General features: G+C 71.4%; 22 protein-coding genes. 17 read left to right on the top strand and 5 right to left on the bottom strand.

The genetic code is table 11. The features are described 5' to 3' along the window. Positions 1-4: 4 nt before the first annotated feature. Together ABD108_RS06645 and ABD108_RS06640 are read right to left on the bottom strand one after the other, a co-directional pair. Positions 5-358 (bottom strand): VOC family protein, encoded by a 354-nt coding sequence (locus ABD108_RS06645; protein ID WP_305111285.1) that lies wholly within the window; start codon positions 356-358, stop codon positions 5-7. Position 359: 1 nt separating this feature from the next. Next, complete coding sequence (locus ABD108_RS06640; protein ID WP_343929842.1) at positions 360-1,184, bottom strand: MerR family transcriptional regulator; 825 nt, start codon at positions 1,182-1,184, stop codon at positions 360-362. A gap of 57 nt (positions 1,185-1,241) precedes the next feature. On the opposite strand from ABD108_RS06640, the gene ABD108_RS06635 reads away from it, so the two are divergent. Continuing rightward, on the top strand, positions 1,242-1,736 hold the full coding sequence (locus tag ABD108_RS06635; RefSeq protein WP_305111287.1) for a nucleoside deaminase: 495 nt from the start codon (positions 1,242-1,244) through the stop codon (positions 1,734-1,736). Beyond that, positions 1,733-2,458, top strand: coding sequence for an ankyrin repeat domain-containing protein (locus ABD108_RS06630; RefSeq protein ID WP_343929841.1), 726 nt, complete (start codon positions 1,733-1,735; stop codon positions 2,456-2,458). Before ABD108_RS06635 ends, ABD108_RS06630 begins: the two co-directional genes overlap by 4 nt. 3 nt (positions 2,459-2,461) lie before the next feature. Here ABD108_RS06630 and ABD108_RS06625 read toward each other — a convergent pair whose 3' ends face one another. Next, entirely contained in the window at positions 2,462-3,040 is a 579-nt protein-coding gene (locus ABD108_RS06625; protein WP_343929840.1) for a hypothetical protein, read from the bottom strand. Positions 3,041-3,169: 129 nt separating this feature from the next. Then, positions 3,170-4,159 carry an alpha/beta hydrolase gene (locus ABD108_RS06620; RefSeq protein ID WP_343929839.1) on the bottom strand — a complete coding sequence of 330 codons (990 nt, stop codon included), beginning with the start codon at positions 4,157-4,159 and terminating at the stop codon, positions 3,170-3,172. Between the two features lie 152 nt (positions 4,160-4,311). Between ABD108_RS06620 and ABD108_RS06615 the strand changes: the two genes are divergently transcribed. Next, positions 4,312-8,220: a Pls/PosA family non-ribosomal peptide synthetase gene (locus tag ABD108_RS06615; protein ID WP_343929838.1), complete on the top strand. Its 3,909-nt coding sequence runs from the start codon at positions 4,312-4,314 to the stop codon at positions 8,218-8,220. A gap of 14 nt (positions 8,221-8,234) precedes the next feature. Here the strand turns inward: ABD108_RS06615 and ABD108_RS06610 are convergent, their stop codons facing one another. Further along, the gene (locus tag ABD108_RS06610) at positions 8,235-8,534 is read right to left on the bottom strand and encodes a zf-HC2 domain-containing protein (RefSeq protein WP_343929837.1); all 300 of its coding nucleotides are present in this window, start codon (positions 8,532-8,534) and stop codon (positions 8,235-8,237) included. Positions 8,535-8,714: 180 nt separating this feature from the next. Between ABD108_RS06610 and ABD108_RS06605 the strand changes: the two genes are divergently transcribed. From ABD108_RS06605 to ABD108_RS06540, 14 genes are all read left to right on the top strand, one after another. Continuing rightward, positions 8,715-9,305, top strand: a complete 591-nt coding sequence (locus ABD108_RS06605; protein ID WP_220657631.1) for a sigma-70 family RNA polymerase sigma factor — start codon at positions 8,715-8,717, stop codon at positions 9,303-9,305. 13 nt (positions 9,306-9,318) lie between these two features. After that, complete coding sequence (locus ABD108_RS06600) at positions 9,319-10,332, top strand: ABC transporter substrate-binding protein (protein ID WP_220657630.1); 1,014 nt, start codon at positions 9,319-9,321, stop codon at positions 10,330-10,332. Between the two features lie 8 nt (positions 10,333-10,340). Then, positions 10,341-11,375 (top strand): FecCD family ABC transporter permease, encoded by a 1,035-nt coding sequence (locus tag ABD108_RS06595; protein ID WP_343929836.1) that lies wholly within the window; start codon positions 10,341-10,343, stop codon positions 11,373-11,375. After that, positions 11,372-12,163, top strand: a complete 792-nt coding sequence (locus tag ABD108_RS06590) for an ABC transporter ATP-binding protein (RefSeq protein ID WP_343929835.1) — start codon at positions 11,372-11,374, stop codon at positions 12,161-12,163. The genes ABD108_RS06595 and ABD108_RS06590 overlap by 4 nt, the downstream gene beginning before the upstream one ends. A 41-nt stretch (positions 12,164-12,204) precedes the next feature. Next, positions 12,205-13,446: a cytochrome P450 gene (locus tag ABD108_RS06585; protein ID WP_343929834.1), complete on the top strand. Its 1,242-nt coding sequence runs from the start codon at positions 12,205-12,207 to the stop codon at positions 13,444-13,446. Then, complete coding sequence (locus tag ABD108_RS06580; protein WP_343929833.1) at positions 13,443-14,357, top strand: L-tyrosine/L-tryptophan isonitrile synthase family protein; 915 nt, start codon at positions 13,443-13,445, stop codon at positions 14,355-14,357. Before ABD108_RS06585 ends, ABD108_RS06580 begins: the two co-directional genes overlap by 4 nt. Before the next feature lie 23 nt (positions 14,358-14,380). Beyond that, entirely contained in the window at positions 14,381-15,601 is a 1,221-nt protein-coding gene (locus tag ABD108_RS06575) for a cytochrome P450 (RefSeq protein WP_305111297.1), read from the top strand. After that, positions 15,598-16,176, top strand: a complete 579-nt coding sequence (locus ABD108_RS06570; RefSeq protein ID WP_343929832.1) for a TetR/AcrR family transcriptional regulator — start codon at positions 15,598-15,600, stop codon at positions 16,174-16,176. The genes ABD108_RS06575 and ABD108_RS06570 overlap by 4 nt, the downstream gene beginning before the upstream one ends. Positions 16,177-16,178: 2 nt before the next feature. Next, a complete protein-coding gene (locus tag ABD108_RS06565; RefSeq protein WP_343929831.1) occupies positions 16,179-16,655 on the top strand; it encodes a GNAT family N-acetyltransferase in 477 nt (158 codons plus the stop codon). 117 nt (positions 16,656-16,772) lie between these two features. Next, on the top strand, positions 16,773-18,137 hold the full coding sequence (locus tag ABD108_RS06560; protein ID WP_343930082.1) for a M1 family metallopeptidase: 1,365 nt from the start codon (positions 16,773-16,775) through the stop codon (positions 18,135-18,137). A 33-nt stretch (positions 18,138-18,170) separates the two neighbouring features. Next, positions 18,171-18,803, top strand: coding sequence for a PaaI family thioesterase (locus ABD108_RS06555; RefSeq protein ID WP_255585642.1), 633 nt, complete (start codon positions 18,171-18,173; stop codon positions 18,801-18,803). 42 nt (positions 18,804-18,845) lie between these two features. Next, positions 18,846-19,913 carry an alpha/beta hydrolase family protein gene (locus ABD108_RS06550; protein WP_343929830.1) on the top strand — a complete coding sequence of 356 codons (1,068 nt, stop codon included), beginning with the start codon at positions 18,846-18,848 and terminating at the stop codon, positions 19,911-19,913. Continuing rightward, positions 19,910-21,106: a saccharopine dehydrogenase NADP-binding domain-containing protein gene (locus ABD108_RS06545; RefSeq protein WP_343929829.1), complete on the top strand. Its 1,197-nt coding sequence runs from the start codon at positions 19,910-19,912 to the stop codon at positions 21,104-21,106. Before ABD108_RS06550 ends, ABD108_RS06545 begins: the two co-directional genes overlap by 4 nt. Beyond that, entirely contained in the window at positions 21,091-21,924 is an 834-nt protein-coding gene (locus ABD108_RS06540) for a PaaX family transcriptional regulator C-terminal domain-containing protein (protein ID WP_343929828.1), read from the top strand. Before ABD108_RS06545 ends, ABD108_RS06540 begins: the two co-directional genes overlap by 16 nt. Positions 21,925-21,974: the final 50 nt, after the last annotated feature.

Below are 21,974 nucleotides of genomic sequence, written 5' to 3'. Positions count from 1 at the left end.
CCGATCAGCCCTGGGCGATGCAGAACTCGTTGCCCTCGGGGTCGGTGAGCACGGTCCACGTCACGCCCCACTCGTTGTGATCGCGAACGTGCTTCGCGCCCAGTGCCACCAGGCGATCGACCTCGGCCACCCGGTCGTCGGCGTGCAGGTCGAGGTGCATGCGGTTCTTCACCGTCTTGCCCTCCGGGACGGCGAGGAACATCATCCGCGGCAGTGCGGCGTTCGCGTAGCCGATGGTGCGCATGAAGGCATTGCCGTCATTGTCGTCCACGGGGACGTCGAGCGCTCGCGACCAGAACTCGGCCTGGCCGGCCACGTTCGCGCAGTCCAGGTTGATCATCTGCAGTGTCAGTGCCATCTCAGTTCTCCTTCGGTGCGGCGGCCAGGACGGGCCACCAGATCTCGGTGCGCAGGTCCGCGGGGGTCGCGGCCGCACAGGGGTCCACGAGGTAGCGCTCGATGATGGCGGCGCCCGCATCGGTCGCATTACGAGCCACCCAGGAACCGAGCTGCCCGTAGGTCTCGTCGAACTTCTCGTACGAGCCGTGGTGCACGGCAACGGCGCACAGCGCGCGGCCCAGTCGCCGGTTGCGCACCCGCCCGGTCACCGCGCCGGGGCCGGACACCGGCAGCAGGGCCGAGACCTCCTCGATCTCGGCGACCTGCGCCGGGTACTCCGCCATCGACGGCCCCGTCACCGTGAGACCCGCGGCCGCGGCGCACGATTCGAGCTCGGAGTAGGCGGCGTCGAGGAACTGTGGAAGCCCCGCGTGCTCCACGGTCGCATGGATCTCCAGGACGTCGACCGCCTCGAATTCCCGCAGGTGCGTGGGAGTGTGGGCGATCGGCGCCGTCACGTCCTGCAGGGCGACGATGGCGCGTTCGAGATCGGCCCGGCGCTCCCGCAGGGTGGCCTCGTGTTCGGCGAGGATCGCACGGGTCACCTCCGGATCGCGGGCGTCGAGCACCCGCGCGACCGCTGCCAGCGGCAGGTCCAGGTCGCGCAGCCGGGTGAGCACCGCGGCATCGTGCACCTGTGCGGCGTCGTAGAGCCGGTAACCGCTCTCCGGGTCGACCGCCGCGGGCACCAGCACGCCCTGCTCGTGATAGCGCCGCAACTGCTTGACCGACAGCAGCGTGGCGCGCGAGAACATGCCGATCGACATGAGTCCGGTTGCGTTCACAGACAGAGTATGGAGTCTCCCCCTACCGGGAGGGTCAACCCCGCTACGGTCGGATCCATGAGCATCACCGCCCCCACCGCGGCCGATCTGCCGCACCTGCGCCGCTGCGTCGAACTCGCCCGCGAGGCACTCGACGCCGACGATCAGCCCTTCGGTTCGCTGCTCGTCGACGCCGCGGGCGTGGTCCGGTTCGAGGACCGCAACCGGGTGTCCGGCGGCGATGCCACGCGGCACCCCGAGTTCGAGATCGCGCGGTGGGCCGCCGACCACCTCTCCGCAGCGGAACGCGCCACCGCCACGGTGTACACCTCGGGCGAGCACTGCGCCATGTGCAGCGCCGCGCACGCCTGGGTGGGGCTCGATCGCATCGTCTACGCCGCGAGCACCGAGCAGCTCCTGGCCTGGCACGCCGAGTGGGGCGTGGCCCCCGCACCGGTCGCGGCGCTCGCGATCGGCGAGGTGGCGCCCGGGATCCCGGTGTCGGGTCCGGAACCCGCACTCACGCAGGAGGTGCGCGCCCTGCACGCACGCGCCGCAGGCATCACGGCGTGAGGCGCCTCGTGGCCGCGGGCCTCGCGCTCGTGCTCGCGGGCTGCTCGGTGGAGAGGTTGCCACCCGGGCCGGCATCGGTCAGCGCACCGTCGAGCGGCGCACCGTCGTCGACGGTCCGCCCGGCCCCGAACCCCGAAGCCACCAGGGCGCTGACGTCCGCGATCGCGTCGAACGACGAGGTCGGGGCCCGCGCCGCGATCGCCGCCGGCGCGGAGCTCGAACGCCGCGGGGCCGCGGGCCGCACCCCGCTGGTCGCGGCGACCAAAGCCGGAAACACCCCGATCGCGCTCGCCCTGCTCGATGCCGGCGCCGATCCGAACGCCAAGGACGACATCCAGGATTCGGCGTACCTGTACGCGGGCGCGGAGGGGATGACGGAGATCCTCGCCTCCACGCTGCGCCACGGGGCGGACGTGCGCAGCCTCAACCGGTACCGCGGAACCGCCCTGATCCCCGCGTGCGAACACGGGCACGTGGAGAACGTGAAGCTGCTCCTGGCCGCCGGGGTCGATGCCGATCACGTGAACGGCTCCGGCTGGACCTGCCTGCTGGAGGCCGTAATCCTCGGCGACGGCGGCCCGGAACACGTCCAGACGGTGCGCCTGACCCTGGACGCCGGCGCGAACCCCGCCCTCGGCGACTTCGACGGTGTCACGCCCCGCCAGCACGCCGTGCGGCGCGGCCAGACGGCCGTGGTCGCAGAGTTCGATCGACCGCGGTAGGTCTCATCTCCGTCGGAATCGTGGACCGATCCAGACGACCAAGCCGACCAGAATTACCACCGCAACGATGGCACCCGCGATCGCTCCCGGGTTCTGGAGATAGAACGGTTGCCGCAGATGGAACAGCCACGACTGCGGCGCACCCGACAGCCGAGTCTCCGGCGCATCCGGACCAGGGGATTCGCCCGGCAAGTCTCTGGAAGCTCCACTGGGGCTGGACAGAACGGCATTCCCGCACACCGGATGCACCCAGCGCGAATCCTGGCGTTTGACCGCCAGGGTCACCTGCTCGCTGCTATCGAACCGGCTTCCGCAGGAGGTGTAGTTGGCGGATTGCGTGCGGATCACTGTCACCTTCTCCGGTGGAGCTCCGTACATCGAGCTGACCCGCACCTGGAGATCCGTGTCGCGAAATCCGACGCGCTGCGCTTGCACAACACCGCGGATCACCACGAGATCCGGCGGGATCGGACCCGTCACCGCGCACGAGCACGCCGACGCCGTGCCCGCGACGCCGGGGATCACCACACCGATCCCCATCACGACCACCAACGCGCACAGCGCTGCGGTCGCGCGGCGCACCTCAGAGCCTCCGATGACGAATAGTCATGGTGCGAGTTTACGTTCTCGATTCACAGCTTCGGTGCCGAACTGCGGTCACGCGGACGGAATCACCGCGGTTTCGCACCGAAGTTCGCGGGCGGGAGGCCGCTAGGACGCGAGGTGCCGCTCCTGCTCGGCCTGGACGGCGGTCTCCCCCGCCTCGGCCTCGGTGAGCCGGTCGGAGAGGAAGCCCACGGTCACCTTGTAGGCGTCCCACGATTCGGGGGTGAGTCCCGCACTGACCACGAAGGCGTGCACCTGGCCGTCGTAGATGTGCACCTCGTTGCGGATGCCCGCCCGGTCGAGCGAGGCGTGCAGCTCCAGCGAGTCGACCATGAGCGCCTCGCGGTCGGCGGCGAACAGGATGCTCGGCGGGAAGTACGCGGCGGTGGCGTCCGTGGTCATGTCCTCCGGACCCCGCAGCTCCTCGGGTCCGCGGCCGAGCACGGTGCGCAGCTTGCGGATCTTGCCCAGCGGCAGCATCGCGTCGTGCCGCGACGAGCGCGGCAGGACGGCGCTGATGTCGAGGAAGGGCGAGAAGCCGGCGAAGGCGGTGGGCCGCTGGATACCGGCCTCGGCGGCGTACTGGATCACCTTCGCGCACACGAATCCGCCGGCGGAGTCGCCCGCCACCAGGATGCGGTCGACCTCACCGGAGTCGAGCAGCTCACGGTAGGCGGCGAAACCATCGGCCACCGAGGTGCCCACTCCGCCGTCGGGGTACTGGCGGTACTCCACGTTGTAGACGGGAACCCGCAGGCCGCGGGCCAGGAGCACGGCGATCCGGCGATGGGTGTCGAGGTTGCAGCCGATGAACGCGCCACCGTGGTAGTAGATCAACGCGGCGCGCGGGTGCGGATCGGCGTCGCCCTCGGGGACGATCAGCTCGGTGGGGACACCGCCGAGCGTGATCTTCTCGATCCGTACACCGCGGACCGACTGGGGTACGCGGCTCAGGTAGGGCTCCGCAGCGCGGAGCAGCGGCAGTGTGCGGTCGCTCATGGGGAACAGCCGGAAGATCGTCTTCATCACGATCCGTACGAACCACAGGACGATGCGCGAACGCAGGCTCCGGCCACGATGGGCGATGACCGCCATCTCGACTTCTCCCTTTGCTACTGACCAGTATTTCTAAGAACAGCGTAGCTCTGCCCGCGCCTACTGCGGTCCCGGTGTGACCTGACACAATCGTCGCGAAGTGATGTGTTCTCTGTCGTCCGCGTCGTAATCACCGGAGGAAGTCGGCCACCGTGGTCCCGAACGAGATCCCCCCGCAGTACCTGTTGTCCGCGCTGGCACCCGCGCCGCGGACCCTGATCGACATCCTCGAGGCGTCCGTCGAGGCGTACCCGGAAGAACCCGCCATCGACGACGGTGACTCCGTCCTCACCTACTCGGAGCTGTGGGAGGAGGTGCTGGAGGGCGCCGCCTTCCTCGGCCGCAGCGGCGTCCGTGCGGGTGATCGCGTGGGCGTGCGCATGCCGTCCGGCCACCGCTCGCTGTACGTGGCGATCCTGTCCACGCTGGCCGCCGGCGCCGCCTACGTCCCCGTGGACGCCGACGATCCGCAGGAGCGCGCCGACCTCGTCTTCGGCGAGGCCGACGCCGCCGCCATCTTCACCGGCGACGGACTCTGGCGCGCACCGTCGACCAAGGAGCGCGCCGCGGCCATCGAGGCCGGGACCGAGCAGCCCGGCAACCGGCTCCCGACGCCTGCGGACGATTCCTGGATCATCTTCACCTCGGGCTCCACGGGCACCCCGAAGGGCGTGGCCGTCACCAACCGCAACTCGGCGGCCTTCGTCGACGCCGAGGCCCGGCTGTTCCTGCAGGACGAGCCGCTCAAGCCCGGCGACCGCGTGCTCGCGGGCCTGTCCGTGGCCTTCGACGCCTCGTGCGAGGAGATGTGGCTCGCGTGGCGGCACGGCGCCTGCCTGGTGCCCGCGCCGCGCTCGCTGGTGCGGTCCGGCATGGACCTCGGGCCCTGGCTGGTGTCCCGCGACATCTCGGTGGTGTCGACGGTGCCCACCCTGGCCGCGATGTGGCCGGCCGAGGCCCTGGAGGCCGTGCGCCTGCTCATCTTCGGCGGCGAGGCCTGCCCACCCGAGCTGGCGCAGCGGCTCGCCGTCGACGGCCGCGAGGTGTGGAACACCTACGGCCCCACCGAGGCCACCGTCGTCGCCTGCGCCGCGCCGCTCGACGGGCAGGGCCCCGTCCGCATCGGTCTGCCGCTGCAGGGTTGGGACCTCGCGGTCGTCGATCCCGCGACCTCGCTACCGGTCGCCGTCGGCGAATCCGGTGAGCTGGTGATCGGCGGCGTGGGCCTGGCCCGCTACCTCGATCCCGCGAAGGACGCGGAGAAGTACGCGCCGATGGAGACCCTCGGCTGGGAGCGCGCCTACCGCTCGGGCGACCTGGTGCGGCTCGAACCCGAGGGCCTGCTGTTCGAGGGACGCGCCGACGACCAGGTGAAGGTGGGCGGACGCCGCATCGAGCTCGGCGAGGTCGACAACGCCCTGCAGAACCTCCCCGGCGTCTCCGGTGCCGCCGCCGCGGTCCGGAAGAACTCGGCGGGAACCTCGATGCTGGTGGGCTACCTCGCCTCCACCGACCCCGACTTCGATCTCAAGGCCGCCCGCGAGCAGCTCGCCGAGCAGCTGCCCGCCGCGCTGGTGCCCCGGCTCGCCCTGATGGACGAGCTGCCCACCCGCACCTCCGGCAAGGTCGACCGCAACGCCCTGCCCTGGCCGCTTCCCGGCGCCGACGACACCGATACGGGCGATCTGACCGGCACCGCGGCATGGGTCGCCGAACGCTGGTCGGGCATCCTCGGCGCCGCGATCACCAGCGAGGACGCCGACTTCTTCGCGGAGGGCGGCGGCTCGCTGAGCGCAGCCCAGCTGGTGACCGCGCTGCGCGAGCAGTACCCGTCGGTCACCGTCGCCGATCTGTACGACCACCCGCGCCTGGGATCCCTTGCCGGGTACCTGGATTCGCTGCACCCCGCCGAGGTGGCCGAGCCGCGCGAGGTGCGCCCGACGCCGCGGTCGACGGGACTCGCCCAGATCGTGCTGTCGGTCCCGCTCACCACGCTGACCGGTCTGCAGTGGCTGACATGGATGGCGATCGCCAACAACGTCTTCGCCTGGGCCACCGGCTCGGATCTGCTGCCCACCCTGAACTGGTGGGCTGTGCTCGCGCTGTTCCTGGTGTTCATCACCCCGATCGGCCGGATGACGCTGTCGGTGATCGCGTGCCGACTCCTGCTGCGCGGCCTGGAACCGGGCGTGTACCGGCGCGGCGGACCGGAGCACCTGCGGCTGTGGATCGCGGAGCGGTTCACCGCGGCATCCGGTGCCGAGAACCTCTCCGGCGCACCGTGGATGATCTACTACGCCCGCGCGCTCGGCGCCACGATCGGGCGCGGCGTGGACCTGCACAGCCTCCCGCCGGTCACCGGCATGCTGGAGCTCGGCGACCAGTGCTCGGTGGAGCCCGAGGTCGATCTCGCGGGGCACTACCTGGACGGCGACGAACTGCACATCGGTGCGATCAGCATCGGTGAGGAGGCCTCGATCGGCGCCCGCTCGACGCTGCTGCCGGGTGCGAAGATCGGCCGTCGGGCCGAGGTGGGCCCAGGGTCCGCGGTCTTCGGCAAGGTGAAGGCCAAGCAGCACTGGGCCGGTTCGCCCGCGGAGAAGATTGGCAAGGCCGAGCATCCGTGGCCCTCGGACCGCCCGCCGCGCAAGCCCCAGTGGGTGTGGATCTACGGCGTCAGCTCGATTCTCCTGGCCGGCCTACCGATGCTCGCCATCGGCGCCGGACTCGCCCTGCTCGGGTGGGTGGTCAAGGACGCGAGCAACCTCAAGGAGGCCACGCAGCAGGCGCTTCCGGCACTGCCGATCGCGGTGATCGTCTCGCTGGTGGTGTACGCCCTGCTCACCCTCATCGCGGTGCGCCTGCTGTCGATCGGGCTCAAGCCGGGTTACCACGCGGTGCGCAGCCGGGTGGGCTGGCAGGTGTGGGCCACCGAGCGCCTGATGGATGCCGCCCGCACCTTCCTGTTCCCGCTGTACGCCTCGCTGCTCACGCCCATCTGGTTCCGCATGCTCGGCACCAAGGTGGGCAAGGACGCCGAGATCTCCACGGCGATGGTCATTCCCAAGTTCACCTCGATCGGCGACGGCTCCTTCCTGGCCGACGACACCATGGTCGGCAGCTACGAGCTGGGCGGCGGCTGGATGCGCATCGACGAGGCGAAGATCGGCAAGCGCGCCTTCCTCGGCAACTCGGGAATGACGGGACCGGGCCGCCGGGTGCCCAAGGACGGCCTGGTGGCTGTGCTGAGCGCCACCCCGTCGAAGGCCAAGAGCGGAAGTTCGTGGCTGGGCAGCCCTCCGGTGCGCCTGCGCCGCACGGCCGGGAACACCGATTCCACGTTCACCTACAACCCGTCGCGCGCGCTGCGGTTCGCCCGCGGCAGCGTCGAGACCGCACGCCTGCTCGCGGTGTTCGTGAGCTTCGGCCTGGGCCTGGGCGTGCTGGTGGCGCTGAACTACTTCGTGATCAACGTGGGCTGGTGGCTCGCGGCGCTGCTGTCGGGCGTCGTGCTCTTGGTGGCGGGCGCGGTCGCGTGCTGCGTCGCCGCGGCCGCGAAGTGGTTGGTGGTGGGCCGGATCGGCCGCGAGGAGCATCCGCTGTGGAGCTCCTTCGTGTGGCGCAATGAGCTGTCGGACGCGTTCGTCGAGTGCGTCGCGGCCCCGTGGTTCGCGCACGCGGCCACCGGCACGCCGATCCTCAACCTGTGGCTGCGGATGCTGGGCGCGAAGATCGGCCGCGGCGTGTGGTGCGAGACCTACTGGCTACCGGAGGCGGATCTGGTGACGCTCGGCGATGCCGCGACCGTCTCCCGCGGCTGCGTTGTCCAGACCCACCTGTTCCACGACCGGATCATGGCCATGGACACCGTGGTGCTGGGCAAGGGCGCCACGCTGGGACCGCACTGCGTGGCGCTGCCCGCATCGTCGGTGGGCGACGGTGCCACGGTCGGCCCCGCGTCGCTGGTGATGCGCGGCGATTCCGTGCCGCCGAACACCAAGTGGCAGGGCAATCCGATCTCACCGTGGGTGTTCAACCAGGGCAAGCGCAAGCGCGACTGATCGCGGCGGCGGGCTCAGTGCGTCGAGCGGCAGGCGCAGAGGTCGCCGCAGGTGCACTCGGGCTCGCAGCGGCAGGTGTCGCCGCAGCCGCAGATGGTGCGCAGATCGACCAGCGGCAGCAGCCGCGCGTGCAGGTCAGGGGCGCTCTCCACCGGGCGCAGGGCGAGGCGGCGGCCGAGGCGGCGGCCCTGCTCCAGCCACGCGGCACACGCGGCGCACTCGCCGAGGTGCCGCACCAGGGCGGCCCGCTCGGCGGGACCGAGCTCACCGTCGAGCTCCGCGGACAGGGCTCCGCGCCACGACTCGCAGTGCATCGCACCCTCCTCTGCGCTCCGGACCCACACCCTGCCCTACGGTATTAGTCGTCTCGGAAGGCGGGATGGTTCCCGGGAATCGCAACCATTCTCACCTGCGATGATTCCGTTACGGAAGCATTCGGGCGACCATACCCTCAGCGGGTATGACCGGTTCGCGAGATCACGTTCAATGCCCCTATGCCGAACGACGAAGCCGAGGTGAGCGCCGCGACCGGCGCTGCCCTGCGCGCCGGTCGGGGCGACGGTGCCGCCCTCGCCGACTTCGTCGCGCTCACTCAACATGATGTGCGGCGATTCATCGTGCTCGTCGCCGGTGCGGCGGAGGCCGACGATCTGGTGCAGGAGACCTACCTGCGCGCGTTCGGGGCGCTGCACCGGTTCGAGGGCCGCTCGTCGGCGCGGACCTGGCTAGCGAGCATCGCCCGGCATGTGGTGGTCGACGCGATCCGGCACCGCTGCGCCCGTCCCAGCCTGGCGGTGGGCGACGGTTCCGACCTCGACGGCCTCACCGACGGCGCACCCCGACGCGATGTGCCCGAGCACGCCCGCGTCGAGCTGCGCGATCTGCTCGACCGCATCGACGCCGACCGGCGTGAGGCGCTGGTGCTGACCCAGGTGATCGGGTTCAGCTACGCCGAGGCCGCCGAGATCGTGGGCTGCGCGGTGGGCACCATCCGCTCGCGGGTCGCGCGCGCCCGGGCCGACCTGCACGCACTCGTCCACGGCGAGGCCGCGGACTCGGTCCGCACAGCGCGTGCGGCCGGATGATCGAGGAGAAGCCATGCCGTCCGTTCCCGTCCGGAGTCTGATCGTCGCGCTGGCAGCGGGATCGGCGATCGCCGGCTGCTCCCCGGTCGAATCGGCACCGTCGCCTGCGGCACAGGGCGCCGACTTCACGCTGTGCGACGGGAGCACCGTGAAGGTCGACCGCACCCCGGATGCGATCGCGACCGGAAACACTGCGGCACTGGAGCTCCTGCTCCGCCTCGGGGCCGGGAACAAGGTGGTCGGGACCGCGTGGTCCGACGGCGCGAAGACCCTGCCGGCCGATGTCCGCGAGGAGGCCACGCGCGTCCCCTCACTCGGCGCCCGCGCCGCCGATAAGGAGAAGCTCCTCACCTCCGGTGCGCAGGTGTACGTCGACCCGTACGACGGCATGGTCATGATGGGGGTGCCCGGACCGTCCGCGGCGGACTTCGCCGCGGCCAAGATGCAGCGGATCGTGCTGCGCTCGTCGGCCTGTGCCGCAACGCAGAACAAGCCGGTCACCGATCTCGGCGAGGTCGAACAGGACATCCGCTCGCTCGCCGCCCTCGTGGACCGGCGCGGCGACGGCGACCGGCTGATCGAGCGGATGCAGGCCGCGGTCGACGGTGCGCCGAAGGCCCCCAACCACCGTCCGTCGGTGCTGTACCTCACCCCGGGCCGCGACGATGCGCAGGCCACCAGCGTGGGCAACCGGCAGATCGCCAACGCCGTCATCGCGCTGGCGGGCGGCCGCAACGTCTTCGATCGGACCGATAAGGCGCAGTTCGCCGCCCCGTGGGAAACAGTGGTGGCCACCTCCCCCGACCTGATCGTGCTCGCCGTGACCCGGCAGGACTCCGATGCCAAGGTCGACGCCGCGTACGAGGCCGCGGTGGCGAAGCTGCGCGCCGATCCGCGGACCGCCGGCCTGACCGCGGTGCGCGAGAACCGGATCGTGCGCGCCTTCGCCGAGGACATGTCGCTGCCCGGCGTCGAGAACGCCACGATGGTCACCACTCTGGCGAACGCACTCAACGGAATTCGATGATCCGCTCGGTGCGCCTTCCGGCACTGTGGGCGGTCGGCGTACCGCTGCTCGTCCTGCTGATCGCGCTCGGCGTCAGCTACGGCTCCACGGATATCGCGCTCGGCGATGTCTGGCGGATACTGCTGCACCAGCTGACCGGCCGCCCGATGGTCGAGGGCAGCACCGAGATCATCGTGTGGCGGGTGCGCTTCCCCCGGCCCGTGCTCGCGGCGCTGATCGGTGCGGGGCTCGGCGTGGTGGGCGTCGCCGTGCAGGCCATCGTGCGCAATCCGCTGGCCGATCCGTACCTGCTCGGCATCTCCTCCGGCGCCTCGCTCGGCGCGGTCGCGGCGCTGGTGACCGGCGGCGGCGTGGCGGGATCGCTCCTCCCCCCGATGTTCTCGCTGCCCGCGGCGGCCTTCGCCGGCGCCTTGCTGGCCTTCGCCGCGGTGTGGCTGGTGGGCGCGCGCGGACCGGGCGTGGCTCCGCTGCGGCTCGTGCTCGCCGGGGTCGCGATCGGACAGATCCTCTCCTCGTTCACCAGTTTCCTGGTGCTGCAGTCGAAGGACATCAATCAGACGCAGGGCATCCTGCACTGGCTGATGGGCAGCCTCGCCGGCGCCATCGGCCCGGCGGTCCCGATCGTCGGTGCCACGGTGCTGCTCGGCTGCGTCGTGCTGTTCGGCCTGGCTCGGCCGCTCAACGCGCTCGCGATGGGCGATGAGACGGCCCACGGGCTCGGCATCCGTGCCGGCCGGGTCCGCACTGCGGTCTTCGTGATCACCAGCCTGATGACCGGGGTGATGGTGGCCTTCTCGGGCGCGATCGGCTTCGTCGGCCTGGTGATTCCGCACATCGCCCGGTTCCTGGTGGGCGCCGATCACCGCCGCGTGATCCCGGCGGCGGCATTGTGCGGTGCGGTCCTGCTGTGCGCGGTCGACCTGCTGTGCCGGCTCGCGACCCGTGTGATCGACCAGGAACTACCGGTCAACGTGGTCTCGGCGCTGATCGGTGCGCCGGTCCTGCTGTACCTCGTGTCGCGGTCGCAGCGGCGGATCGCATGAGTGGCATCACGGTCCGCGAGGTCGCGGTCACCCTGGACGGCGCGACCATCCTCGGCGGCGTCTCCGTGCTCGCGCGGCCCGGTGAGATCACCGGGGTGATCGGCCCGAACGGCAGCGGTAAATCCACCCTGCTGCGCACCGTCTACCGGCATCTGAAGCCCTCGGCGGGTTCGGTGTTGATCGGCGACGAGGACCTGCGCGCGCTCTCGCCGGGCGAGACCGCGCGGCGGATCGCGGCGATGCCGCAGGAACGGGGCTCCGAGTTCGATCTGACGGTGCGCGATGTGGTGGCGCTGGGCCGGATTCCACATCAGGGCAGGTTCGGCCGCGAATCCGCCGAGGACCGCGACCGCATCGACACCGCTCTCGCCGATGCCGCACTGCTCCCGCTCGCGCATCGCAGTTTCGCGTCGCTGTCGGGCGGCGAGCGGCAGCGGGCCCTGCTGGCACGGTGTTTCGCGCAGAACGGCCGGGTCCTGGTGCTCGACGAGCCGACCAATCACCTCGATCTCGCGCACCAGGCCCAGCTGCTGACGCTGCTCACGCGCCGGGCCACGACCACGCTGATCACAGTGCACGACCTCAACGCGGCCGCGGCCGTGTGCGATCGGCTGCACGTGCTCTCCGAGGGCCGGATCGTGGCCGGCGGCACCCCCGCCGAGGTGTTGACACGGGACCTGCTCGCCGACGTCTTCGGGGTGCGCGGCGAGGTGATCCGCCATCCGAACACCGGCCGTCTCCTCGTGGCGGTCGACTACCTCGGGGACGATGCGCGACCCGAGGCCTGATCGCCGGGAACTTCCCGCCGCCCGCATCCGACTCCTCTTACATGCGCCCCTCCGTCACGCCCCCGCGCGTCCCGCTTCACGGTGACGCCTACTACCGCGCCCCGCACACCGTCTTCGACGAGCTCACCGCCGCGGGACCGGTGCACCCCGTCGACTTCCCGGCGGTGCACGCCTGGCTGGTCACCGGATACGACGCGGCCGTCGCGGCACTGACCGACGAGCGTCTGGGCAAGGACCATTCGCGGGGCAACGCGAACTGGCGGGCCCGGGCGTCGGTCATGGCGGAACCGCAGCACAGCCGGCTGCAGGCGCACCTGTTGCATCAGGATCCGCCGCGGCACACCGTGATGCGCGCACTGGTCACGGGGGCGTTCACCGCCCGGCGGTCCGAACAGCAGCGACCGTCGATCGCGCGGCACGTGCGCGCACTGATCGACGGCCTCCCCGCGTCCGGCACCGTCGACCTGGTCGCACGGTTCGCCGCGAAGCTCCCCCTCCTGGCGCTCGCCGATGCGATCGGCCTGCCGCCCCACCACGTGTACCGGTTCGACCCGGCCTGGGGCGGGGTGGTGGCACCGGTGGGACCCGACGATCCTCGCCGTCCCCGGTACGAGGAGCTGCTCCGCGGGCTGGAGGGTTTCATCGCCGATGTGATGGACCATTTCGCCGACGGCGGCGGCGATCCCGAGTGTCTGCTCGCCCGGTTGGTGGCGGCCGAGCAGGCCGGCGAGATCGACCGCGACGAACTGCGGTCGATGATCTTCCAGCTGCTCGCGGCCGGACAGGACCCGGTGACCAATCAGCTCGCGCTCTCGGTGCTCGCGCTGCTGCAGCATCCCGATCAGTTGGCCGATCTGCGCGCGCATCCGGATCGGATCGCGACCGCGGTCGAGGAGCTGCTGCGCCGCGAGAGCGCCTTCGTCCTGACCACCTGGCGGTTCTTCGATCGGGACACCGAGTACGGCGGGCACACGGTGCCCGCCGGTGATTCGGTGATCGTCTCGCTCATGGCCGCCAACCGCGATCCGGCACGGTTCGCCTGCCCGCACGCGGTGGACCTGCAGCGCTCCCCCAACCCGCACCTGGCCTTCGGGCACGGCGCGCACTACTGTCCGGCGGCGGCGCTCGCACGGATCGAACTGCAGGAGGCGCTGACCGCGCTGGTGTCCCGGCTCGACGGGCTCCGCTTGGCGTGCACCGTCGACGATCTGGAGTACTTCCATGCGCCGCTGGCGCGCGGGATCCGCAGCCTCCCGGTCACCTACGACGGTGTGCGCGCGTGAGCGATCGAGCCGAGGACGTCCTGCGAGTCCTGCTCCCGTGGCGCCGGGTGGCCGGCGACGGCGGCGACCGGGCCGCCGACTGGCCCGTCCAACTGGCGGCGATCCGCGAGCGCATCGCGGCGCAGGCACCGATCGAGTTCGTGCTGCCCGCCTTCCCGTGCAAGTCGCCGAATCCCGACAAGGTGGCGGGCCATCTGCCGGACGAGGGGGAACGGGTCGCCCTGCGCAACCTCGACGCGTGGGCCGGACAGATCACTCGGATCCATCCACCCGGCGCCCGCATCGTGGTCTGCTCCGACGGACACGTCTTCACCGATGTGATCGGCGTGCCCGACGCGGTGGTGACCGCGTACAACGCCGCACTGCGCGAGATGATCACCGCGGAGGGCCTGTCTCACGTGAGCACCTTCGGTCTCGACTCCATCTGGGAGACCGAGGCTTTCGCCACCAAGCGCGACCGCCTGGACCGGGAGTGGGCGCCGACCCGCGAGGAGGTGCGTCGCGCAGTGCTCGCCGAACCGCAGACCGCGCGGATGCTGCAGGGGATGACCCGGTTCATGGTGGGTGACACCGCCGAGTGGTCCGGCTCGAAATCTCAGCTGCAACGCGCGGCGAAGCGCAGGGCGTACGAGTTGCTCCGCCTCAGTCGCGCATGGGGCGATCTGCTGGCGCACGTCAAACCGGACGCGGTCCGCCTGTCGATCCATCCGCAGGCGCCGGGATCGGAGAAGTTCGGCATCCGGCTGATCGACGCCGCCGACGGGGCCTGGGCCACGCCCTGGCACTCGGTCCTGGTGTATCGGCGGGACGGCCGCCCGGCCCTGGTACCGCACCGCGAAGCACGACGGCGCTTCCACCCCGTGGTGGCCCGGGGCCGCATCAGCCACTACGTCGAAGCATTGACAATCTGATCCGATCGCCCAACAATCGAGACATGACGGCATCAATGTCTCATCGTTACACCCCTCGGTCCGGCGCGACCTGGGCCGATCCGTGGCCGATGTACCGCTCACTTCGCGAGCACGAGCCGGTGCACCACGTCGACACCGGCGAGGACGGCGACTACTACGTGCTCGCCCGCCACGCCGATGTCCTGGCGGCGCTGCGCGACAGCGCCACCTTCTCCTCGGCATCCGGACTCACCACGGTGTACGGAGAATTGGAACGCACCGGCCTGCAGGACAATCCGCCGATGGTGATGCAGGACCCGCCGCAGCACACCGAGTTCCGACGCCTGGTCTCCCGAGGATTCACTCCGCGCCAGGTGACCGCCGTCGAACCCGCGGTCCGCGACTTCGTGGTGGAACGCATCGAGCGGCTCCGCGCCGAGGGCGGCGGCGACATCGTCGCGACACTGTTCAAACCGCTCCCCAGCATGGTCGTGGCGCACTACCTCGGTGTGCCCGAGGAGGACCGGGCGCGGTTCGACGACTGGACCGAACGCATCGTCGGCGCCGCCGCCGAGGCGGGTACCGACATCGCCGCCATGGGGCCGGAGGTGGCCACCGCGATCGGCGAGCTCATGGGCTACTTCGGCGAGCTGGTGGAGCGCCGTCGCCGCGAGCCCGGCGACGACACCATCAGCCACCTGGTCGAGGCCGGATACGGGGCCGACGGTGACGTGAGCGGACTGCTGTCCATCCTCGGCTTCGCCTTCACGATGGTGACCGGCGGCAACGACACCACCACCGGCATGCTCGGCGGCGCCGTCGAGATGCTCTCGCGCCACCGCGATCAGTGGCGACTGCTCGCCGGCGATCCGGACCTGATCCCGGACGCGATCGAGGAGTTCCTCCGGCTCACCTCGCCCGTCCAGGGGCTCGCCCGCACGCCGACCCGGGATGTCACGATCGAGGGCGTGAGAATCCCCGCCGGGCGCAAGACCCTCCTGCTGTACGCGAGCGCGAACCGGGACGAGCGGGTCTTCGGCCCGCGCTCCGAGGAGCTCGACGTGACCCGCCGGCCGCGCGAGATCCTCACCTTCGCGCAGGGCAATCACCACTGTCTGGGCGCCGCCGCGGCACGCATGCAGTCACGGGTGGCACTGCACGAGCTGCTGACCCGCGTCCCCGATCTCGAGGTCGATGCCGAATCCCTCACCTGGGCGCCGGGCAACTACGTGCGCCGGCCCGTCTCGCTGCGGGTGCGCACGTGAACTGGCAGGCCGCCCGCGAACGTGACGCCGCCGACCGCATCCTGGCCTCGGCCTCCGAGCTCTTCGCGCGCGACGGGGTGGCCGCGGTGGGCATGGCCGAGGTGGCGCAGGCCGCGGGCTGTTCGCGCGCCACGCTCTACCGCTACTTCCCCAACCGGCAGGCCCTGCACGCCGCCTTCGTCCAGCGCGAGGCGCAGGCCGTGGCGGCGACGGTGCGCGAGCGGGTCGCGGCGATCGACGATCCGGGCGAGCGCCTGGTGCGCGCCCTCCTCACCGCGGTCGAGCAGGTGCGGGCCGCGCCCGCACTGGCGGCGTGGTTCGCGGTCGACGAACCGCCGGCGGGTGGCCTCGCCTCCCGTTCGGCGGGGATCGATGCGGTCGCCTTCGGCCTGCTCAGCGAGCTGACGGGCGCCTCCGATGCCGAGAGCGCGCCGGCTGCGGCGCGCTGGTTGGTCCGGGTGGTGGTCTCGCTGCTCTCCCACCCGGAGGCCGATCCGGGGGCCGAGGAGGACCTGTTGCGCCGGTTCGTGATCCCGGCGGTGCTCACGGACCCCACTCTCGCGACTACGGTGTGACGGTGACCGACGGTTTCCAGATCGCCCCGTTCAGCCCCTCCGATGTAGCGGAGTTGCTGGTCCTGCAGCGCTGCTGCTGGGTGCAGGAGGCCCTCGCCAACGACAGCCTGCAGATCCCTCCGCTCACCGAGACCCACGACGACATCCTGGCCTGGGCCTCCGAGTGGACCACCGTGGTGATGCGGCTCGACGGCCGACTGGTGGGTGCCGGACGGGGCCGCGCCGAGGCCGACGGGACGTGGCACATCGGGCGCCTCATGGTGGCACCGGATCTGGCCGGCCGCGGCCTGGGCACGCAGCTCATCGCCCTGATGGAGGCGCTCGCACCCGAGGACACCCGCGAGTTCCTGATGTTCACCGGCGCGGGGAGTGCACGCAACATCCGCACCTACGAGCGCGCCGGTTACCAGGCCTCCGCCCCCGAAGCCCCGCCTGCGGGCCACGGCGTCCCCACCGTCACCCTCCGCAAGCGCCGCTGATCGATACGTCACATCACAGTCCCAATGCAGCATCGACCGGCCCGGCGCGCGGCGGCCGCACCGGGCCGCCGGTAAGGTAGCGACCCGAAGCCCAGCGAGAGGAAGGTGCGGACCGTGGTGCGCAAGTCGGCGAAGCCGAGGCCCGGTGCCGCGCCGAACCTCCAGCACGCCCGCGCCGTCGATCCCTACATCCCCGGCCACGGCAATCCCGGCTACCGCATCTCCCGCTACGACCTGGAGATCGAGTACAAGGTGTCCAGCAACCGCCTGGCGGGCAAGGCGGAGATCACCGCCACCGCCTCGGAACCGCTGCGCCGATTCTCGCTGGATCTGTCCGATTCCCTTGCCGCGTCGAAGGTCTCGGTGAACGGTCGCCGTCCGGCTCGGTTCACGCAGCGCGGCGGCAAGCTCGACATCACGCTTGCGACGGAGGTGCCCGCGGGCGCCGCGATGACGCTGTCCATCCGGTACGCCGGCACTCCCCGCCCCATCCGCTCCACATGGGGCGAGGTGGGCTGGGAGGAGCTCACCGAGGGCGTCATCGTGGCCTCGCAGCCGAGCGGCGCACCGTCGTGGTTCCCGTGCGACGACCATCCCGCCTCCAAGGCCTCGTACCGGATCGAGATCACCACGGACTCGCCGTACCGCGTGGTCTCGAACGGCGTGCTCACCTCCCGGCGAGTGGCGGCGGGCCACACCACCTGGGTCTTCGAGCAGGCGGCCCCGATGGCGAGTTACCTCGCGACCATCCAGATCGGCGCCTACGAGTCGGTGAAGGTGGCCGAGAAGCCGGTGCCCATCCGGGCGGTGCTGCCGCCGCGGCTGCGCCGCCAGTTCGAGCGCAGTTTCGGCAACCAGGAGCGCATCATGCGCGCGTTCACCCGCTGGTTCGGGCCGTATCCGTTCCCCGAGTACACCGTGGTGATCACCGACGACACACTGGAGATCCCGGTCGAGGCGCAGACGGTGTCGATCTTCGGCGCCAACCACTGCGACGGGACCCGCGACGCGGAGCGACTCGTGGCGCACGAGCTGGCACATCAGTGGTTCGGCAACTCCCTGACCCTGACCCGCTGGAAGGACATCTGGCTGCACGAGGGTTTCGCCTGCTACGCCGAGTGGCTGTGGGCGCAGGAGTGCGGCGAGGCCACCACACAGCAGATGGTGGCGCGCTACTACGCCAAGCTCGCGAACTCGCCCGCGAACATCCTGATCGGCGATCCGGGCCCGGACGACATGTTCGACGACCGCGTGTACAAGCGCGGCGCAATCACCGTGCACGCTCTGCGGGTGGCGCTGGGCGATCCGGCCTTCTTCACGCTGCTGCACGAATGGACCTCGGAGTACGCGCACGAATCGGTGACCACCGAGAACCTCGTCACACTCGCCGCGAAGCACAGCCCGGAGCCGCTGCGCGACCTGTGGCGCACCTGGCTCTACGAGACGCCGCTGCCGCCGTTGCCCGTGCTCGAATCCCACTGAGCGCAGCCGAATTCGCTGCGCTAACCTCGGACGGTGAGCACCTCCGAGACCCCCCGCCGCGTGGACCGCCGCTCCGAATTCCCGAAGTTCCAGCCCAGGGAGGCGCCGCCCTCCTTCGGTGGATTCGTCGAAGCCGTTCGCGACCTGCTCGATCTGTCCGTGGCCGCTGATGCCGACGATGCCGCCTACGCCGCGGCCGCCGCGCAGGTCCGGGAGGCGGTCGACACGCTCGAACCGTACCGGGAGGTCAAGGAGGGCGACGGGCCCGCGAACCGGGTGTCCGATCTGCCGGGCCGCGGCAGCGCGATGCAGACGCCCTGGCGGATGGTGAAGTTCGACGAGAGCGGCGTGCGCTCGCTGCTCCGGTTCCGCCGGGCGCACGTGGGCGGCAACAACGCCGCGCACGGCGGCATGATCGCCAACGTCTTCGACGAGCACCTCGGCTGGATCGTCTACAGCGGCGGCCATCCGCTGGCCCGCACCGCCTACCTCAACGTCTCCTACTGGCGCGTGGCCCCCGTGGGACCCGAGCTGATCGTGGACGGCTGGGTGGATCGGGTGGAGGGCCGCAAGATCTACGTCGCGGCCACCCTCTCGGATCAGGAGGGGAACGTGCTCGCGGAGTGCAAGGCGCTGATGATCGGCCTGCTGGAGCATCACGTCTAGAACTATCTTCTTAATTTCGATCGTTTTTGCTACGATAGTTTCATGAAGAGTCGGTATTACGCTCTCGGCGCGCTCCTCCTGGCGGTCGTCGTGGTACTCGGCGGCGGTGCCTGGGTCGTGGGGGCGAACACCTTCGGCTACGACGAGCAACGGGTCACCATCCCCGTCACCGACGCGCTCGCCGCGGGCGGCAGTGCCCCCGACGCCCACACCGAGGGCCGCCTCGACGGTCTGCTGACCACACCGAAGGGCAGCTCCGGGCCGCACGGCCTCGTGGTCATGGTGCACGGCGACGGCGCCGCGAACGCCACCCGCGACGACGGCTACAAACCGCTGTCCGAGGCCTTCGCGAAGGCCGGTTTCGCCACGCTGGCGTGGAACAAGGCCGGGGTCGACGGTTCCCCGGGCAACTGGCTGCAGCAGTCCCTGGCCGACCGCGGCGCGGAGGTCGCGGCGGCCCTGGACTGGGCGCGCGGACGCCCGGACATCGATCGCTCCCGGATCGGCGCCTGGGGCGTCAGCCAGGCCGGCTGGGTGCTGCCGGAGATCTCCGCCCGTCGCCCCGACATCCGGTTCCTCATCCTGGTCGGCGCCGCGGTCAACTGGCTGCGCCAGGGCGAGTACAACACCCTCGCCGAACTCAGGGCGGCCGGCGCCTCCGACGAGGACCGGACGCGGGCCCTGGACCGTCGGGCCGCGAGCGTGGCCCTCCTCCGGCAAGGGGCCGACTACGGGACCTACCTCGCGTCGACGGTCGACGATCCGCCGATGTCCGCGGACCGGTGGGGGTTCGTCGAGCGGAACTTCCGCGCCGATGTCACCCCCGCCATCCCGGCGATCGCGGTGCCCACACTGCTGATCCTGGGCGACGCCGACCGCAACGTGGACGTCGACGAGACCGCCCGCGCGTACGAGGCGGGGATGCGCCCCGGGCTGCTCACCGAGCACCGCTTCCCCGGTGCCACCCACAGCATCACCCGCGATGACATCGAGTACCGCGCCGACGAGCTCACCGTCGCGGCCCGCGCGATCTTCGCGCCGCGCTCGATCTACGCCCCCGGCTACCTGGATCTGCTCACGCGGTTCACGCAGCAGCAGGGCGCCCGATGAGGGTCGCGGTGCTCGGCGCCGGCGGTATGGGCGCGCGGGCCGCCGCGACCCTGGCCGATCTGCCCGGGATCGGCGGATTGCTCGTCGCCGACCGCGATGCCCGCCGTGCGGCGGATCTGGCGGGGCGCCTCGCGGACCGTCGGGCGGGCGTGACGGCGCGCCGCCTCGACGTGACCGACGGCCCCGCCCTGCGCGCGCTGCTCCCGGAGGTCGACCTCGTGCTCAGCACCGTCGGGCCGTTCTACCGGTACGGCGTCGCCGTGCTGCGGGCGGCGATCGAGACCGGGACCGGGTACGTCGACATCTGCGACGACTGGGAGCCCACGTTGGAGCTCCTCGACCTCGATGCGGACGCCCGGCGCGCCGGGGTGTGCGCGGTGGTCGGCGCGGGCGCGAGCCCCGGACTGAGCACCCTGTTGGCGGCCGACGCGGCGGCCCGGCTGGACGCGGTGCGCCACGTGTACACCGCGTGGCCCGTGGATGCGGGCACGTCGGCGGCCGCACGGGGCGACGACGGCGATCTCACCGCCGGAGCGGCCGCGGTGCACTGGATGCACCAGTGCAGCGGCCGGGTCGCGGAGATCCGGGACGGCACACGCGTGCATCGCCGACCACTGCGCCCGGTTCCGCTGCAGCTGCCCGGTGGGCGCAGCGGCACCGGATACACCGTGGGCCACCCGGAACCGATCACGCTGTCGCGCACCGTGTCCCCGTCGGGAGATGCCGCGTGCCTCATGCTGCTCCGCCCCGGCACCGCCGCCTACCTCGACGTCCTGCGGCGCGACATCGACTCCGGAGCACTCACCCCTGAGGACGCTGCCGGGTTGCTCGGTGCACCGTCGGCACTGCGCGTGATCCGCTCGCTCCCCGGCGGTTTCGGGCGGTACCGGCGATCCGCCGGGGATCTGCCCGCGTTCTTCGCGGCGGCGGACGGCACAGCCGACGGCGCGCCGCGGCGGGTGCTCGCCCGGCTGGAATCGCCTGCCGGGGGCGGACTGTTCGCCGATATGGCGGCGATCACCGGGGTCCCCGCCGCCTTGATCGCCGTCCAACTCGTGGACGGCCCGAATCCCCCGGGCGTGCACCCGCCCGATGCGATCGTCGACCGGCCCCGCCTGTTCGGCGATCTGGCGGTAGCGTTTCCGGGAACCCGGATCGTCGTCGAGGAGGAGCCCGGATGCCTGACGGCGTGATCAGCACCCGCGCGCTCATCGAATCGATGCTGCGTTCGGACGCCACCATCGATGCGGGCGAGCTGTACGAGGTGGCCGGACTCCTCGGCATGGGCGATCAGCAGGTGCGGCTGGCGATCAAACGACTCGTCGCGGAGGGACGGTTCACGCACAGCGGCCGCGGGCGCGGCGCGGTCCTCACCGCGACCGACGCCACGCGGGCCGGGATCGAGCCGGACCGGGAGCACGTGCGGTTGATGTACGCGCAGGATCGCGGCGAAGCGCCATGGGACGGGGTGTGGCACCTGGCCGGATTCGGCGTCCCGGAGTCGGCCCGCGAGGCCCGGACCGGGCTGCGGGATGCGATCCTCGCGCTCGGCGGGGCCCCGGTGCAGGGCGGTCTCTACGCATCGCCGCATGCCTGGGAGGAGGCGCTCCGCGGCACCGCCGCCGAGCTCGGCGCCTCCACCTACCTCACGACCCTGAGTACCTCCGACCTCGACGTGGGCGGTGCCCGCGGCGCGGCAGCGGCGGCGCGCCTGTGGCCGCTCGACGAGCTGGCCGACGGGCACCGTCGGCTCGCGGTGCTCGCGGACGAGGCGCTCGACCGGGTCAGCGAGGCCGGTCACGCCGACCGGCTGGCGATGACGGTGGCCCTGGTCGCCGAGTTCACCCGGGCCCACGAATCCGACCCCCTGCTGCCTCCGGAACTGCTCCCCGCGGACTGGGCGGGCACCCGCGCCCGCGCCCGCGCCGACCGGGCATGGACCGCGCTCGCCGCGGCCGAACCCGACTCCGACCTGCGGTTATTGCGCTGGTTCGACGCCCCCTCCGCCTGACTCGGAAAAATCTTCCGGGCCGATGTCGAAGTGGCGGTCCCTCGTTCGAC

Source organism: Tsukamurella strandjordii (genome assembly GCF_039525985.1).
In the GTDB taxonomy this organism is placed as follows: domain Bacteria; phylum Actinomycetota; class Actinomycetes; order Mycobacteriales; family Mycobacteriaceae; genus Tsukamurella; species Tsukamurella strandjordii.
The sequence above is the reverse complement of the archived record's forward strand: the minus strand, read 5'-3'. Positions and strand labels throughout refer to the sequence as shown.

Bases quoted from the DNA above. Each gene is read 5' to 3' on its own strand.
- ABD108_RS06645 (WP_305111285.1), bottom strand. From the start codon at position 358: ATGGCACTGACACTGCAGATGATCAACCTGGACTGCGCGAACGTGGCC.
- ABD108_RS06635 (WP_305111287.1), top strand. From the start codon at position 1,242: ATGAGCATCACCGCCCCCACCGCGGCCGATCTGCCGCACCTGCGCCGC.
- ABD108_RS06620 (WP_343929839.1), bottom strand. From the start codon at position 4,159: ATGGCGGTCATCGCCCATCGTGGCCGGAGCCTGCGTTCGCGCATCGTC.
- ABD108_RS06610 (WP_343929837.1), bottom strand. From the start codon at position 8,534: ATGCACTGCGAGTCGTGGCGCGGAGCCCTGTCCGCGGAGCTCGACGGT.
- ABD108_RS06605 (WP_220657631.1), top strand. From the start codon at position 8,715: ATGCCGAACGACGAAGCCGAGGTGAGCGCCGCGACCGGCGCTGCCCTG.
- ABD108_RS06600 (WP_220657630.1), top strand. From the start codon at position 9,319: ATGCCGTCCGTTCCCGTCCGGAGTCTGATCGTCGCGCTGGCAGCGGGA.
- ABD108_RS06590 (WP_343929835.1), top strand. From the start codon at position 11,372: ATGAGTGGCATCACGGTCCGCGAGGTCGCGGTCACCCTGGACGGCGCG.
- ABD108_RS06585 (WP_343929834.1), top strand. From the start codon at position 12,205: ATGCGCCCCTCCGTCACGCCCCCGCGCGTCCCGCTTCACGGTGACGCC.
- ABD108_RS06575 (WP_305111297.1), top strand. From the start codon at position 14,381: ATGACGGCATCAATGTCTCATCGTTACACCCCTCGGTCCGGCGCGACC.
- ABD108_RS06550 (WP_343929830.1), top strand. From the start codon at position 18,846: ATGAAGAGTCGGTATTACGCTCTCGGCGCGCTCCTCCTGGCGGTCGTC.
- ABD108_RS06545 (WP_343929829.1), top strand. From the start codon at position 19,910: ATGAGGGTCGCGGTGCTCGGCGCCGGCGGTATGGGCGCGCGGGCCGCC.
- ABD108_RS06540 (WP_343929828.1), top strand. From the start codon at position 21,091: ATGCCTGACGGCGTGATCAGCACCCGCGCGCTCATCGAATCGATGCTG.